The organism is Vibrio sp. H11 (genome assembly GCF_004804295.1).
Taxonomy (GTDB): domain Bacteria; phylum Pseudomonadota; class Gammaproteobacteria; order Enterobacterales; family Vibrionaceae; genus Vibrio; species Vibrio ostreae.
Map to the genome: position 1 here is coordinate 448,449 of NZ_SSHN01000002.1, position 14,007 is coordinate 462,455.

Below are 14,007 nucleotides of genomic sequence, written 5' to 3' on the forward strand. Positions count from 1 at the left end.
AAATGGTTCGCGGATTTAGTTTGCTAGAACTGCTGATAACGGTAGTGATGCTGAGCATTTTACTGGCGGCAGCGATACCCGATTTCAGCCAGGTGACCGGCCGGGAAACAATACGTTCTCTGGCGGGGCAGTTACAGGGCTTCATCCAGCACGCCAAATCCGAGGCTGTACTGCGTAACCGCGATTTATGGGGGCATATTGTCTGGGAGGCTGACAACGACAGTCACTGGCGTCTGATTTTGAGTGACAGCAGCGAACCCGGTAGCGGAGAACGATTAATGGTACTCGATGGCCGCGAGTTCCACGCGCTCAAGCTGAGAGCGACCTTCGCGCGCGACCGGATTCAGTTTGATGGTGTGCGCGGCAAAGTCAGTAACGGCAGTTTCTATTTTCATCCCGATGGTGCAGGGGCTCCGGAGCTGCGTCTTACCACGTCATTTGGTGCCAGCCGGGTGATGGTCTGTGCGCCGGAGGGAGAGAGCTATGGCTATCCAAAATGTGATTAATCCGTTTCATCGCGGCCTGCAACGTCAACGTGGTGTAACGCTGATCGAAATGATGGTGGCCTCTTTACTCGGGCTGATGGCATTGTCCGTGACCAGCCAGGTCATGATTAAAGGCCAGGCTTATGTCGCAGAGCGCAGCCAGCAACTGCTGCTGGTGCAGACTATGAGCAGTGTTATGCAGGTGCTGAAAGAGGATCTCTATCAGGCCGGATTTGACCGCGGCGGATCCGTGACTCTGCTGGATGGCGGTCATGTCATCCAGTCGGGGCCGGATGCGGCATCACTGGGCTATGTGTACCGAGTTGCCGAAAATGGTGAGCAGGCTTATCGCAACGTAGTGTATCGCTTTGACCGTGAAGAGGGAGTACTGCGTCTTTGCGAGAAAGCCCAGCCTGCACCGCTCACTTTTCTTCAGGCGTCGGACTCCGGCTGGGGCGGGAATTGTTATTCGCTGTTTGAACCGCGCCAAATCCGGGTTTCAGAGTTTCGGGTCACGACTTGGCGTGTGGCTGGCGGGCAGGCTACCGCTCTGCTCACCGAGGTCAGGCTCAGCGCGCGGCTGACCAGGCAGCCACAGTTCAGTCACAGCCTTTCCTTTCAGCTTTTAACCCGTAACGGAAAATGAGCACGAACGCCAAGGGCATGGTCACCCTGCTGGTGGTGTCACTGCTGTTGATACTGGCGTTAGTGATGACGCTAGGGCTGCATCAGGCTCTGTTTTATCAAATCAAGCGGGCCCACAATGAGCTGATTTCACGCCAGCAGTTCTGGATAGCGGAAGGCGGCCTGGAGTGCCTGTTCAGTATCACTCATCAATCGGGGCGACTGCCGGACAAGGCCAGTATTGCGCTGTGTAATCAGCATGGTTTAGTGCGGTTTGATTACCAGATGGTACAACCGAGCGAATCCGGTCAGCCGGGATTAGTGACGGTCGGGGCCAGTTACGGCTATCGGCGTATACAACGGACTCTGGCCTATGTCGTCGAGGCCGATACTGCTAGCAGTGAAGAGGCAGAAAGCGAGCCGGATCAACAGCAGAGCATCGTCTGGCAGCCGGGATCTTGGAGCGCACGCTGAGATGGATATTACGATGGTAAGAGCAGCTATCAGACGGAGAAAGAGATAATGGCAGCGAGCCGCGTTAGGCGGCGTATAGCTGCCGGGGCGAACGGATTCAGCCTGATAGAAGTCATGATCGCCTTTATCCTGGTCAGTGTTGGATTGCTGGGGCTGATGAGCTGGCAACTGTTTATTGAGCAGCGCAGCGATTATGCACAGCGCAGCGGGCAGGCGCTTGCTCTGGCAGAGCAAAAGCTGACCTGGTTTTATACCCGGGGCGCGCAATCTTCGTTGTCTGAGCTGACGGTCGCGGATTTTGCGCGCGATGTGGTCAGCGGCGAAGAGGTTGCGGGTTCGGATTATCGCTTGGTCTGGAGTGTGGCTCTACTCAGCCCGGTACTGAAATCGATTCGGATCGAAGTGATCTGGCGCGATCGACTCGGTGTCGAACGCAGCATAGAGCTAAGTACCCTGCTGTCACGCTATGCGCAATATCAGGCTGATGATGAATGATAAGTGGCGAAACCGCTTGTGGCGAAACCGATGGATTGCCGCGGGGATCATGTTGTTGTGAGTCACAAAAAGCCCGCAGCTGCGGGCTTAGGGGGTATCCGGGGTAACGCAGGGCGATGGTGAAATGCTGACTCGCCTTACGCTTTCAGGAACTGGGCGTGGAACGCCAGATGTTCTGAAATAAAGCTCTGGATAAAGAAGTAGCTGTGGTCGTAACCCGGATGCAGACGAATCTGCACGTCTAGCTGCTTGGCCTCTGCTACGGCTTGCAGGGTTTCCGGTTTCAGCTGGTCGTTGAGGAAGTTGTCGGCTTCACCCTGGTCGACCAGAATCGGCGTTTTGACCGGCAGCGCTTTCATCAGCTCGACCGCGTCGTACTGTTCCCAGGTCGATTTATCTTCCCCCAGGTAGTGACGGAACGCTTTCTGGCCCCATGGCACTGTCATCGGATGGCAAATAGGGCTGAAGGCTGAAATAGAGGTGTACTGATCCTGGTTTTTCATCCCGATGGTCAGGGCACCGTGACCGCCCATACTGTGGCCGGAAATCGCTTTCTGTTTGTTGACCGGGAAGTGGGCTTCAATCAGTTGTGGCAGCTCATCGACAATGTAGCTGTACATCTGGTAGTGCTGCTTCCAAGGTTCTTGCGTCGCGTTGAGGTAAAAACCCGCGCCGAGGCCAAAGTCATAGGCGCCTTCAGCATCATCCGGTACGCCTTCGCCGCGCGGACTGGTGTCCGGGGCAACGATCGCGATACCCAGCTCAGCGGCTTTCTGGAACGCCGCGGCTTTTTGCATGAAGTTTTCGTCAGTGCAGGTCAGGCCTGACAGCCAGTAAAGAACCGGAACCGGATTGGTCGAAGACGCTTCCGGTGGCAGGTAAATCGCGAAACGCATGTCGCAGCTCAGTACGTCTGAGCGGTGTTGATATTGTTTATGCCAGCCTTCAAACACCTTAGCCTGACTGAGATTGGTGAGACTCATTCTTGCTCCTTGGACAGAGTATTCCGATAGCACAAGGTTGCAGCGCCGTTGGCAGTGCTGCAACCTGATTAATGTGCGGGATAATCCTAAGTCGGGATTATTTGCAATCGACGTAAGTGATTACGCGATTATTTGTCGTAGTGAATCACAGAGCGGATGCTTTCACCTGAGTGCATCAGGTCAAACGCTTCGTTGATCTTGTCCAGTGACATGGTGTGAGTGATGAACTCTTGCAGGCCGAATTCGCCCGCCAGGTACTGGTCTACGATGCCAGGCAGTTGTGAACGGCCTTTTACGCCACCGAATGCGCTACCACGCCATACACGACCGGTTACCAGCTGGAACGGACGCGTTGAGATTTCCTGACCTGCACCGGCAACACCGATGATGACAGACTCACCCCAACCTTTGTGACAGCATTCCAGTGCCTGACGCATCACGTTCACGTTACCGATACATTCGAACGAGAAGTCTACACCGCCGTCGGTCATCTCAACGATCACTTCCTGGATAGGCTTGTCGAAGTTTTGCGGGTTGATGCAGTCGGTCGCACCTAGTTGCTTGGCCAGGTCGAATTTACGCTCGTTGATATCGATACCGATGATGCGGCTGGCGCCAGCCATACGTGCGCCGATGATCGCAGACAGACCGATACCGCCCAGGCCGAAGATAGCCACAGTGTCGCCTTCTTTCACTTTCGCAGTGTTCATTACGGCGCCCATACCTGTGGTTACCCCACAGCCCAGCAGACACACTTCTTCCAGTGGTGCTTCTTTGTTCACTTTCGCCAGTGAAATTTCTGGCAGTACAGTGTATTCAGAGAAAGTGGAGCAACCCATGTAGTGGTAGATTGGCTGACCGTCTTTGTAGAAACGGGTAGTGCCGTCTGGCATTAGACCTTTACCCTGGGTTTCACGCACCGCGCTACACAGGTTGGTTTTGCCAGATTTACAGAATTTACACTCGCCACACTCTGCAGTGTAAAGCGGGATAACGTGATCGCCGACTTCTACGCTGGTTACGCCTTCGCCGACCATTTCCACAATACCGCCACCTTCGTGACCCAGGATTGACGGGAACACGCCTTCCGGATCGTCACCAGACAGAGTGAATGCGTCAGTGTGACAAACACCGGTTGCCACGATACGCACGAGTACTTCGCCTTTACGCGGCAGCATTACGTCCACTTCTTCGATTTTCAGTGGCTCTTTTGGTCCCCAGGCTACCGCTGCACGAGATTTGATAAATTTGTCTTGTGACATGGAGTGATTCCTTTTCATAACATTAAAGGTGAAAGACGGAGTGCGTGACACCATCAAGCTGATTCAATTGTCTGCATCCGGGTCAGAGCGTTATCGCTCGGGAAAGCGACGCCGGAGCGCGAACTAAGATAATCAGTATAGACGCTTCTCAGCTTGTTATAATCGGGGTAAAGTGAGAATGACTTTTACGAATTTGTAATAATCAAACGGTAAGTAATTGTAATTACGATAAGCTTATCGAGATCATCAGGCTAAGTGAGGGGCTATGGCAAGCTGGGAAGGGGTCAATGAATTTGTTGCGGTGGCCGAAACCGGCAGTTTTACTCAGGCCGCGCTGCGTATGACGACCTCGGTTGCCAACGTCAGCCGCCGGGTGGCGGTGCTGGAAGAGCGTCTGGGCGTCAAGCTGCTGCTGCGCACCACGCGTAAAGTGTCACTGACCGAAGCCGGGCAGGTGTATTACCTGCAGTGCCGCGCATTGCTTGAGGGGCTGGAACAGGCCGAGCTGGCCGTGACCCAGATGCAGCAGACACCGAAAGGTAAGGTCAAAGTGACCGCACCGGTCACTTACGGCGAGCAGAAAATCGCGCCGCTGCTGCACGATTTTTTGCAGCTCTACCCGCAGCTGGAGTTGGATCTGGTGCTCAGCAACCAGAAGCTGGACTTGATTGAACAGGGTGTTGACGTTGCGGTGCGGCTCGGCCAGCTTGATGATTCGAGTTTTATTGCCCGTCGTCTGAGTAACCGCCATCTGTACGTGTGTGCCACGCCGGAATATCTCGCTCAGTATGGCACGCCACATACCTTGTCGGAGCTCAACCAGCACTATTGTCTGATTGGGACGTATGATCACTGGCGTTTTAAAGAAAATCATCAGTCGCGCTCGATCCGGGTCAAAGGACGCATCAGTTGCAGCAGCGGAGTGGTGTTACTCGATGCGGTGTTGAAAAGTATGGGTCTGGCGCAGTTGCCAGATTATTACGTCTCCGAGCATCTGGAATCCGGGCGTCTGGTTGAAGTACTGCCAAGCTATCGGGATGACCGCGAAGGGGTATGGGCGCTGTATCCACAAAACCGTCATTTGTCGCCTAAAGTACGTTTGCTGGTGGATTATCTCGCCCAGCATTTGCCGGGCTGAAGCCGTCGGGAATTTCACCACGCAGCGACGTCGCCGGTACAGTGAATCAAGCGGCACAGCAAATTTAATTTGAATATCCGGCCTGTGAGCTTGCTATAATCGCGCTTCACTGACTATTGAGGCCCTCATGACAGACAGCACATTCTCTTTTACTCCCCAGGATGAACTCTTTATGCGCCGCGCGATGGAACTGGCCGCGGCGGCGGAAGCGCAAGGTGAAGTGCCGGTCGGTGCGGTACTGGTTAAAGACGGCGCGGTGATCGCTGAAGGCTGGAACCGTTCGATCACTGCCTGTGATGCGACCGCGCATGCGGAAATTCAGGTGCTGCGCAAAGCGGGAGCGGTGTTGGGCAACTATCGTCTGCTTGATACCACCTTGTATGTCACGCTCGAGCCCTGTCCGATGTGCGCCGGCGCTTTGCTGCACAGCCGGGTAAAACGGATTGTGTTTGGCGCGCCGGATCTCAAAGCGGGCGCCGCCGGTACCGTACTGGATCTGTTCAGCAGTCAGGCGGCCTATCATTACGCCACAGTCGAAAAAGGCTTACTGGAGCAGGAGTGCCGGGCTCAGTTGCAGGCATTTTTTCAACGTCGTCGTAAGGAAATTAAAGCTCGCAAAGAGGCGGAGAAACAAGCGCAGCAGCAAGCGGGTAATGAATAAGTGGTGTCACACCAAGAACTGGTTTGCGAGCTGGCAGAATGGGTTTAATGACCGGAAGCTTGGGTTCAATGGCAGAGGACGGGCTATTGGCAAACATCCACTGGCAGCAGATGTTTGCATTCCGGAGCTCATCCGGACAAGGTTATCTTATCTGCAGAACGTGACCTTGTCCGGAAACTGAGCACTATCCTGATAACTGAACATACGCGCGATGACGGGCCAGCACTTTGCGTTTGCTGTTGGCCATCATACGGCGTCGGCGGCTGGCCGAACTGGCTTTATTCAGGAGTTTTGTGTGACGTTTACGTCGCAGCATAAAACACCCTCCTACAACTGACTATAAACAAGAAACCCTGCCACTCTCATCCGCGCAGCAAAGTCCGCGGCTTAACACCGCTGGGGGCTGAGAACAAGGGGAGAGGTGAGCAGGAAACCCAAAAATAACAGCTTAATGTGTTGGTGTGACACCGCCATGTCATGCTACCCCGCGTTTGCAGCGGCGTTATCATCCGGGATCACACCAAGGGTCAGCCAACGGCATTGCGTGTGCTGACCCCTTCCTATGTATGGTTTTTAAGGACAAAAATCAAGTAATTATTGCGAACCGGCTGTTGGCGCGGCGCTGGTTGGCTGCGCAGGCGTGGCTGCGCTCTGGATCGGTGCCAGCTCGTCCTCACTCTCTTCCAGCATGTCATCTTCGGTATCGTCAGGCTCTTCAACGCTGATGACTGCCAGGTCGTCGGTACCTGAGTCATCGTTCTCAAGCTGTTTCTGCTCGACGTGGCCGATGATGCTCTGGTAGTAACGGCGGATGTTCTCCACATAACTCAGTGCTTCGTCCCCGCGCGCATAACCATAACGAGTCTGGGTAAAGTAACGTTTCTGACGCAGTTGCGGCAGGCGATCTTTCACATCCGCCCAGGAATCCGGTGAACCGCCCTGCAGTTTGGTCAGGCGACGCGCGTCCATCATGTGGCCGTAGCCAACGTTGTACGAGGCAAGGGCAAACCAGATTTTCTCATGATCGGGAATTGAATCCGGCACCCGCTCTATCATCCGGCGCAGGTATTCCACCCCGCCACGTACCGACTGTTCCGGATTGAGGCGGTTGGTGACGTCGACACTACGCGCGGTCGGCAGGGTCAGCATCATCATGCCGCGTACCCCGGTCGGTGATTTGGCATTCGGGTTCCAGTGTGATTCCTGATAGGCCAGCGCGGCAATCAGACGCCAGTCGAACTCTTCCGAATATTTCTGGAACAGCGGCATCCATTTCGGCAAGCGGCTATCCAGAGCACGGATAAAGGCACGGGTATCGACATAGTCAAAGCTGCCGATATGACCGATGTATTTCTCTTCCAGAGAGGCCAGACTACCGGACTGTTTCAGGTTACCGAAGAACTCAATCATCATGGCGTACAGGCTTTCGTCATCCGAGCGGCGCATAAACCAGGAAATTGGTTGATCTTCGGTCAGCTCAAATGCCGTCGCAATATCGGGATAGATACGTTGGGACAGTGAAATCTCGACCGAATCGGCCATGGTAAATGGCAGATCCCCCACAGAAACCTGCTTGAGCAGATCATTCACGTCGGCGTTATTATCGACGTGATAGTGAAATTCCGGATAGGTCGCTCTGAGGCTGTTGAGGGTGCTTTCGAAGTGTGAATCATCCACCACACTCAGAATGGGCTGTTCGCCGTTGTTTTCGTACAGTTCGTTCTGTTTTGCCAGCAACTGCTCAATATTACGTGGCCGCCATTCGCCTTTCTTATACACGATCTGTTGCGAAACGTAGTAATAAGCAGGGCCGGCCCGGTAATTTTTCAGCCGTTGCTCGGACTGACTCAAACCGGCGGCGATGATGTCTATCTCACCATTTTTCAGGGCCGGAAACAGGCTCGCCAGGCGGTAAGCCGGTTTCATTTCCAGCTTCACGCCCAGTTCGCGGGCAAACTCACGCGCCAGTTCGTAATCCAGACCAGCCGGACCATCGGGACCGATATAGTAGGAGAGCTGATTGTTGAGGGTCCCGACACGCAATACGCCGCGTTCCAGAATATGGTCGAGTTCACTTTTAGGTTCGGAGTCTATCTGGCAGCCGGAGGCCAGTAAAGTAAAGGCGGCCAGCAATACGATGCGACTCAGTGAGGCGAAGGAAAGCTTGGTCATGAATTCGAAATCTCTTACGTCTAGTGTTGCCTTTATACCAAACCCCATCCACTTGGCAAAGTTTTGCAGGTGATGGCTGGAATTTGCGTCTAACATTTGAGCAAATGAGTGGAAATTCAAATTTAAGAAAAAAAATGACGCAAACGGTTGCTTTTGATGTTACGTCACAAAAAAAAATCCTCTATAATGCGCACGCAAACGAAAGATGAAATCGGTATGAGTTCAGTGAAAAATGGCCTAATCTGCTGTTATTTATATGAATTCATTCCAATTACATCTTAATCACTTGCATATAAGAGACCTAAGCACATGAGAATTTTGCGTGGCTCCCCAGCGCTTTCCGAGTTTCGAGTTAACAAACTACTGGAAACTTGTCGTGAACAAAACCTGCCAGTGACCGGCATCTATGCTGAGTTTATGCACTTTGCTGATCTCAAAGCCGATCTCGATGGTGCGGAACTCGAAAAGTTAGAGAAGCTGCTGACTTACGGTCCAACCATTCAAGAACATGAACCGCAGGGATTACTGCTGTTAGTCACCCCTCGTCCGGGTACGATTTCGCCTTGGTCTTCAAAGGCGACCGACATCGCGCAAAACTGTGGTCTGTCTCAGGTGAAGCGTCTTGAGCGTGGCACGGCTTACTACATCGAAAGCGAACAGGCTCTGAGCGAAGAGCAGGTTGCGGCGCTGAAAGCGCTGCTGCATGACCGCATGATGGAAGTGACGTTCAGCGAACTGGAAGCGGCACAGGCGCTGTTTACCGTGGCAGAACCCGCTCCTCACACTGAAGTGGATATTCTGGCGGGTGGCCGTAAAGCTCTGGAAGAGGCGAACGTTGCTCTGGGTCTGGCTCTGGCAGAAGATGAAATTGATTACCTGGTGGAAAACTTCACCAAACTGGGTCGCAATCCAAACGACATCGAACTGATGATGTTTGCTCAGGCGAACTCAGAGCACTGTCGTCACAAGATTTTCAACGCAGACTGGACCATCGATGGTGTTGCGCAGGATAAATCTCTGTTCAAGATGATCAAAAACACCTTTGAAACCACGCCGGATCACGTGCTGTCTGCTTATAAAGACAACGCGGCGGTAATGACAGGGTCTAAAGTCGGTCGTTTCTTCCCGAACCCGGATTCTCGTCAGTATGGCTACCATCACGAAGATGCGCACATCCTGATGAAGGTGGAAACTCACAACCACCCAACCGCGATTTCACCTTGGCCAGGCGCGTCAACCGGCAGCGGTGGCGAAATCCGTGACGAAGGCGCAACCGGTATCGGTGGTAAGCCAAAAGCGGGTCTGGTTGGTTTTACCGTCTCTAACCTGCGTATTCCTGAATTTGTTCAGCCATGGGAAAGCGATTTCGGCAAACCTGGCCGTATCGTCAGCGCGCTGGACATCATGCTGGAAGGCCCTCTGGGTGGCGCGGCATTCAACAACGAATTCGGTCGTCCGAACCTGCTGGGTTACTTCCGTACTTACGAAGAAAAAGTCACTTCTCACGCGGGTGAAGAAATTCGTGGTTACCACAAGCCAATTATGATTGCCGGCGGTATGGGTAACATCCGTGACGAGCACGTGCAGAAGAAAGAGATCCCGGTCGGCGCTAAGCTGATTGTACTGGGTGGCCCGGCGATGAACATCGGCCTGGGTGGCGGTGCCGCTTCTTCTATGGCGTCTGGTCAGTCGGCTGAAGATCTGGATTTCGCTTCGGTACAGCGTGAAAACCCGGAGATGGAACGCCGTTGTCAGGAAGTGATCGACCGCTGCTGGCAGTTGGGCGATGCCAACCCAATCGCGTTTATCCACGATGTGGGCGCGGGCGGTATCTCGAACGCATTGCCTGAGCTGGTGGATGATGGTAACCGCGGCGGTAAATTCCAGCTGCGTGACGTACCAAACGATGAACCGGGCATGAGCCCGCTGGAAATCTGGTGTAACGAATCGCAAGAGCGTTATGTACTGGCGGTAGCGGCAGAAAACATGGCCCAGTTCGACGCGATTTGTAAGCGTGAACGTGCGCCTTACGCCGTTGTGGGCGAAGCGACTGAAGAGCGTCACCTGACGCTGGAAGACAGCCACTTCGATAACACGCCAATCGATATGCCAATGGATATCCTGCTTGGTAAGGCGCCGAAGATGCACCGCGAAGCGACGACACTGAAAGTCAACAGCCCGGCGCTGGATCGCAACGGCATCGAACTGAATGATGCGCTAGAGCGCGTACTGCGTCTGCCGGCTGTCGCTGAAAAAACCTTCCTGATCACCATTGGTGACCGTACCGTAACGGGTCTGGTTGCGCGTGACCAGATGGTTGGTCCTTGGCAGGTGCCAGTGGCGAACTGTGCGGTAACAGCAGCGAGCTACGATACTTACCACGGCGAAGCGATGTCGATGGGTGAGCGTACTCCGGTTGCTCTGCTTGACTTCGGCGCGTCAGCGCGTCTGGCAGTCGGTGAGTCTCTGACTAACATCGCGGCGACCGATATCGGCGATATCAAACACATTAAACTGTCAGCAAACTGGATGTCTCCGGCCGGTCACCCGGGTGAAGATGCGGGTCTGTACGAAGCAGTGAAAGCTGTCGGCGAAGAGCTGTGTCCTGCGCTGGGCCTGACCATTCCGGTGGGTAAAGACTCAATGTCGATGAAGACCAAGTGGGAAGAGAACGGCGAAAGCAAAGAAGTGACTTCGCCACTGTCACTGGTTATCACTGCATTTGGCCGTGTTGAAGATGTACGCAAGACAGTGACACCTCAACTGCGCACTGACCAGGGCGATACGTCTCTGGTACTGGTTGACCTGGGTAACGGTCAGAACCGTCTGGGTGCAACCGCACTGACTCAGGTTTACAAGCAGCTGGGCGACAAGCCTGCTGACGTTGACAACGCAGAGCAGCTGAAAGGCTTCTTTGATGCGATGCAGACTCTGGTTCGCGCAGACAAGCTGGTGGCTTACCACGATAAAGGTGACGGTGGTCTGCTGGTGACTCTGGCGGAAATGGCGTTTGCCGGCCATTGTGGTGTGCAGGCCGATATCTCAGCACTGGGCGACGACGCTCTGGCGGCGCTGTTTAACGAAGAACTGGGTGCTGTGGTTCAGGTTAAGAACGCTGAACTGGACGCTGTACTGGCAACGCTGGCAGACAATGGTCTGGCACAGTGTTCACACGTTATCGGTTCGGTACAAGCGTCAGACCGCTTTGTGGTGGCTTCTGGTGCAGACGTACTGCTGGATCGCTCGCGTACCGAACTGCGTACTATCTGGGCAGAAACCACGCATAAGATGCAGGCGATGCGCGATAACCCGGCATGTGCTGATCAGGAATTTGTTGCTAAGCAAGACAACACTGACCCGGGTCTGAACGTGGCACTGAGCTTCGATGTCAACCAGGATGTGGCAGCGCCTTACATTGCGAAAGGGGCTAAGCCTAAGATGGCAATTCTGCGCGAGCAGGGCGTAAACTCACACGTTGAAATGGCCGCGGCGTTTGACCGTGCCGGTTTCGATGCGGTCGATGTTCACATGAGCGACATCCTGACTGGTCAGGCGGCACTGGACGAGTACCAGGGTCTGGTTGCTTGTGGCGGCTTCTCATACGGTGACGTACTGGGTGCCGGTGAAGGTTGGGCCAAGTCAGTGTTGTTTAATGCTCAGGCACGTGAACAGTTCCAGCAGTTCTTCAACCGTCAGGACACTTTCTCTCTGGGTGTGTGTAACGGCTGTCAGATGCTGTCTAACCTGAAAGAGCTGATCCCGGGCGCTGACCTGTGGCCACGTTTCGTGCGTAACGAATCTGAGCGTTTTGAAGCTCGCTTCAGCCTGGTTGAAGTACAGAAGTCGGATTCTGTATTCTTCGATGGCATGGCGGGATCTCGTATGCCTATCGCAGTATCACACGGTGAAGGTCGTGTTGAAGTGCGCGATGAAGCACACCTGAATGCGCTTGAACAGTCTGGTACGGTAGCGGTGCGCTTCGTGGACAACTTCGGTAACCCGACGCAGCAGTACCCGAACAACCCGAACGGCTCGCCAAACGCGATTACCGGCCTGACAACAGCAGACGGCCGTGTGACCATCATGATGCCGCACCCGGAACGTGTATTCCGTACCGTAGCGAACTCATGGCACCCGGACAGCTGGGGTGAAAACGGCGCCTGGATGCGTATGTTCCAGAACGCGCGTAAGAACCTGGGTTAATCCCTGTCTGTGCAGGCAAACGCCTGACGGATTGATGAAAAGCGCAGACTTCGGTCTGCGCTTTTTTATTGTCATTGTGAAACCCAAACCGCCGTATGAGCAGGCGGTTTGCTACGGTTTTGCGTTTACGGTCGGTTGGTTTTTGCGACATATTTGGTTAACGAGCATAAAAAAGCGGCCGTGGCCGGCCGCTGATTGTGAGTGTCGGGTGGTTGATAAAGCGCTGTTGTTAACGGAACTGGCCCGCTTCAGGCAGGTAATCAAAGCCGGCGCTTGCCAGACGAGCTTCCAGCGCCGCGCGATCGATATCAAAATACGCCACCAGTTGGTCCAGATCGCCGGAGAAATCATCGCGCAGTTTCATGTTGACAATGCTCATCAGCATGACAGGATCCATGGTTTCGAAATTGGCCAGGTTCATGTTAGTCCTCAAAGTCTGAAATCAGTAAGTTCGCCGCTGCAAAGGCCGCCTTCTCGCGCGTTGCCAGTGGCAGGGAGGTATCTGCCGCCACGTCGTTCAACGCCCGTACCGCGCAGGAAATGGCTTTTGGCACATAAGCCTGATCGCCACTGCCAATCTGGGCATAGAGCTCTCGCACCAGGTCACAACAGGTATACACTTGCATGGTTTTGCCCTCTAAATGGTATCTGTTCTCAATATACACAGAGCCGGGTATGAAGACAAAACCTGAGGTTTGTTCTGGCGCAAGGCTTAGGTGCAAGTGGTGGTTTATTCACCACTGACCTGCTGATTCAGGCGTGCGACCAGTTCGTCGTCAAGGCGCAGCTGTTTGGCCAGCTCATCCAGATAGGCTTTTTCCATAAAATTCTGTTCATCGGCCACCAGCAGAGAGGCAAGGTAGATCTCGGAGGCCTGGGCCGGTGTCTGGGCCAGCAGAGCGATTTCGGCCGGATCGAGCGGTTTTTTCAGCTCTTGATCAATCAGCTGCGCCACACCGGCATCGGCGCCGAGTTCAGTGACGGCCTGGTTGATCTTGTCCATTTCGGCGTTATCAACATGCCCGTCGGCTTTGGCGGCCGCAATCATGGCTTTGACGATCAAGAGCTCATGGCGCGGGTTGTGTTCATCGAAACTGTCTGCCGGCGGAGCGGAAGCGGGCTGATTGGCCTGCCAGTCGTTATACACTTTATAGGCCAGGGCACCGAGTGCGGCCGCCCCACCGACTTTGAGCGCAGTTTTACCCATCTTCTTGCTCTTTTTCGAGCCCATCAGTACACCAAGCAGACCGCCGCCGAGCGCACCAGCACCAAAGGTGGCGAGCTGGCTTTTATTTTGCGTCGCGGATTTAGCCTGCTGTGTGCCTTTGCGCACCAGATCAGAATTGAGTGCCTGATTAAGTAGTGATTTCAGATCCATTCCTGTTCTCCTTGCTTGTCTCAGGGCTGGCATTAACTCACCAGATTGCGGATTAGTGTAAGACAGGCAAGATGAATGGCAGATTAATGGGCATAAAAAAAGCTGCCCACAGGCAGCTTTTCCGTCATCGAT

At 54.1% G+C, this 14,007-nt stretch carries 14 protein-coding genes; 7 read left to right on the forward strand and 7 right to left on the reverse strand.

Annotated features, from left to right (window positions below):
- Positions 1-2: 2 nt before the first annotated feature.
- Genes E6C74_RS04770 through E6C74_RS04785 form a run of 4 tightly spaced genes read left to right on the forward strand, consistent with a single transcriptional unit; the run spans position 3 to position 2,078 of the window.
- Positions 3-506 (forward strand): GspH/FimT family pseudopilin, encoded by a 504-nt coding sequence (locus E6C74_RS04770; RefSeq protein ID WP_136483537.1) that lies wholly within the window; start codon positions 3-5, stop codon positions 504-506.
- Positions 484-1,131: a prepilin-type N-terminal cleavage/methylation domain-containing protein gene (locus E6C74_RS04775; protein ID WP_136483538.1), complete on the forward strand. Its 648-nt coding sequence runs from the start codon at positions 484-486 to the stop codon at positions 1,129-1,131. Before E6C74_RS04770 ends, E6C74_RS04775 begins: the two co-directional genes overlap by 23 nt.
- Positions 1,128-1,583, forward strand: a complete 456-nt coding sequence (locus tag E6C74_RS04780; RefSeq protein ID WP_136483539.1) for a hypothetical protein — start codon at positions 1,128-1,130, stop codon at positions 1,581-1,583. The genes E6C74_RS04775 and E6C74_RS04780 overlap by 4 nt, the downstream gene beginning before the upstream one ends.
- A gap of 48 nt (positions 1,584-1,631) precedes the next feature.
- A complete protein-coding gene (locus E6C74_RS04785) occupies positions 1,632-2,078 on the forward strand; it encodes a prepilin-type N-terminal cleavage/methylation domain-containing protein (RefSeq protein WP_136483540.1) in 447 nt (148 codons plus the stop codon).
- Between the two features lie 137 nt (positions 2,079-2,215).
- On the opposite strand, the gene fghA is transcribed toward E6C74_RS04785, so the two are convergent.
- Complete coding sequence (gene fghA, locus E6C74_RS04790) at positions 2,216-3,061, reverse strand: S-formylglutathione hydrolase (RefSeq protein WP_136483541.1); 846 nt, start codon at positions 3,059-3,061, stop codon at positions 2,216-2,218.
- Positions 3,062-3,189: 128 nt separating this feature from the next.
- Positions 3,190-4,323 (reverse strand): S-(hydroxymethyl)glutathione dehydrogenase/class III alcohol dehydrogenase, encoded by a 1,134-nt coding sequence (locus tag E6C74_RS04795; RefSeq protein ID WP_136483542.1) that lies wholly within the window; start codon positions 4,321-4,323, stop codon positions 3,190-3,192.
- A gap of 265 nt (positions 4,324-4,588) precedes the next feature.
- On the opposite strand from E6C74_RS04795, the gene E6C74_RS04800 reads away from it, so the two are divergent.
- Both E6C74_RS04800 and tadA read left to right on the forward strand, forming a co-directional pair.
- The gene (locus E6C74_RS04800) at positions 4,589-5,461 is read left to right on the forward strand and encodes a LysR family transcriptional regulator (protein WP_136483543.1); all 873 of its coding nucleotides are present in this window, start codon (positions 4,589-4,591) and stop codon (positions 5,459-5,461) included.
- A gap of 127 nt (positions 5,462-5,588) precedes the next feature.
- Positions 5,589-6,122: a tRNA adenosine(34) deaminase TadA gene (gene tadA, locus E6C74_RS04805; protein WP_136483544.1), complete on the forward strand. Its 534-nt coding sequence runs from the start codon at positions 5,589-5,591 to the stop codon at positions 6,120-6,122.
- 184 nt (positions 6,123-6,306) lie between these two features.
- On the opposite strand, the gene E6C74_RS21190 is transcribed toward tadA, so the two are convergent.
- Both E6C74_RS21190 and mltF read right to left on the reverse strand, forming a co-directional pair.
- The gene (locus E6C74_RS21190) at positions 6,307-6,438 is read right to left on the reverse strand and encodes a hypothetical protein (protein WP_256612022.1); all 132 of its coding nucleotides are present in this window, start codon (positions 6,436-6,438) and stop codon (positions 6,307-6,309) included.
- Positions 6,439-6,716: 278 nt separating this feature from the next.
- Positions 6,717-8,294, reverse strand: coding sequence for a membrane-bound lytic murein transglycosylase MltF (gene mltF, locus E6C74_RS04810; RefSeq protein ID WP_136483545.1), 1,578 nt, complete (start codon positions 8,292-8,294; stop codon positions 6,717-6,719).
- Positions 8,295-8,603: 309 nt separating this feature from the next.
- Between mltF and purL the strand changes: the two genes are divergently transcribed.
- Positions 8,604-12,497: a phosphoribosylformylglycinamidine synthase gene (gene purL / locus E6C74_RS04820; protein WP_136483547.1), complete on the forward strand. Its 3,894-nt coding sequence runs from the start codon at positions 8,604-8,606 to the stop codon at positions 12,495-12,497.
- Between the two features lie 229 nt (positions 12,498-12,726).
- On the opposite strand, the gene E6C74_RS04825 is transcribed toward purL, so the two are convergent.
- The 3 genes from E6C74_RS04825 to E6C74_RS04835 form a co-directional block, all read right to left on the reverse strand.
- Entirely contained in the window at positions 12,727-12,918 is a 192-nt protein-coding gene (locus E6C74_RS04825) for a DUF4250 domain-containing protein (protein WP_136483548.1), read from the reverse strand.
- 1 nt (position 12,919) lies between these two features.
- Positions 12,920-13,123, reverse strand: a complete 204-nt coding sequence (locus E6C74_RS04830; protein ID WP_136483549.1) for a YaeP family protein — start codon at positions 13,121-13,123, stop codon at positions 12,920-12,922.
- A gap of 104 nt (positions 13,124-13,227) precedes the next feature.
- Positions 13,228-13,875, reverse strand: a complete 648-nt coding sequence (locus E6C74_RS04835) for a tellurite resistance TerB family protein (RefSeq protein WP_136483550.1) — start codon at positions 13,873-13,875, stop codon at positions 13,228-13,230.
- Between the last annotated feature and the right edge of the window lie 132 nt (positions 13,876-14,007).

Excerpts from the sequence above, each read along its gene's own strand:
- E6C74_RS04830 (WP_136483549.1), bottom strand. The coding sequence starts at position 13,123 with ATGCAAGTGTATACCTGTTGTGACCTGGTGCGAGAGCTCTATGCCCAG.
- mltF (WP_136483545.1), bottom strand. The coding sequence starts at position 8,294 with ATGACCAAGCTTTCCTTCGCCTCACTGAGTCGCATCGTATTGCTGGCC.
- tadA (WP_136483544.1), top strand. The coding sequence starts at position 5,589 with ATGACAGACAGCACATTCTCTTTTACTCCCCAGGATGAACTCTTTATG.
- E6C74_RS21190 (WP_256612022.1), bottom strand. The coding sequence starts at position 6,438 with ATGCTGCGACGTAAACGTCACACAAAACTCCTGAATAAAGCCAGTTCG.
- E6C74_RS04800 (WP_136483543.1), top strand. The coding sequence starts at position 4,589 with ATGGCAAGCTGGGAAGGGGTCAATGAATTTGTTGCGGTGGCCGAAACC.
- E6C74_RS04825 (WP_136483548.1), bottom strand. The coding sequence starts at position 12,918 with ATGAACCTGGCCAATTTCGAAACCATGGATCCTGTCATGCTGATGAGC.
- purL (WP_136483547.1), top strand. The coding sequence starts at position 8,604 with ATGAGAATTTTGCGTGGCTCCCCAGCGCTTTCCGAGTTTCGAGTTAAC.
- E6C74_RS04835 (WP_136483550.1), bottom strand. The coding sequence starts at position 13,875 with ATGGATCTGAAATCACTACTTAATCAGGCACTCAATTCTGATCTGGTG.
- E6C74_RS04770 (WP_136483537.1), top strand. The coding sequence starts at position 3 with ATGGTTCGCGGATTTAGTTTGCTAGAACTGCTGATAACGGTAGTGATG.
- E6C74_RS04775 (WP_136483538.1), top strand. The coding sequence starts at position 484 with ATGGCTATCCAAAATGTGATTAATCCGTTTCATCGCGGCCTGCAACGT.
- E6C74_RS04780 (WP_136483539.1), top strand. The coding sequence starts at position 1,128 with ATGAGCACGAACGCCAAGGGCATGGTCACCCTGCTGGTGGTGTCACTG.
- E6C74_RS04795 (WP_136483542.1), bottom strand. The coding sequence starts at position 4,323 with ATGTCACAAGACAAATTTATCAAATCTCGTGCAGCGGTAGCCTGGGGA.
- E6C74_RS04785 (WP_136483540.1), top strand. The coding sequence starts at position 1,632 with ATGGCAGCGAGCCGCGTTAGGCGGCGTATAGCTGCCGGGGCGAACGGA.
- fghA (WP_136483541.1), bottom strand. The coding sequence starts at position 3,061 with ATGAGTCTCACCAATCTCAGTCAGGCTAAGGTGTTTGAAGGCTGGCAT.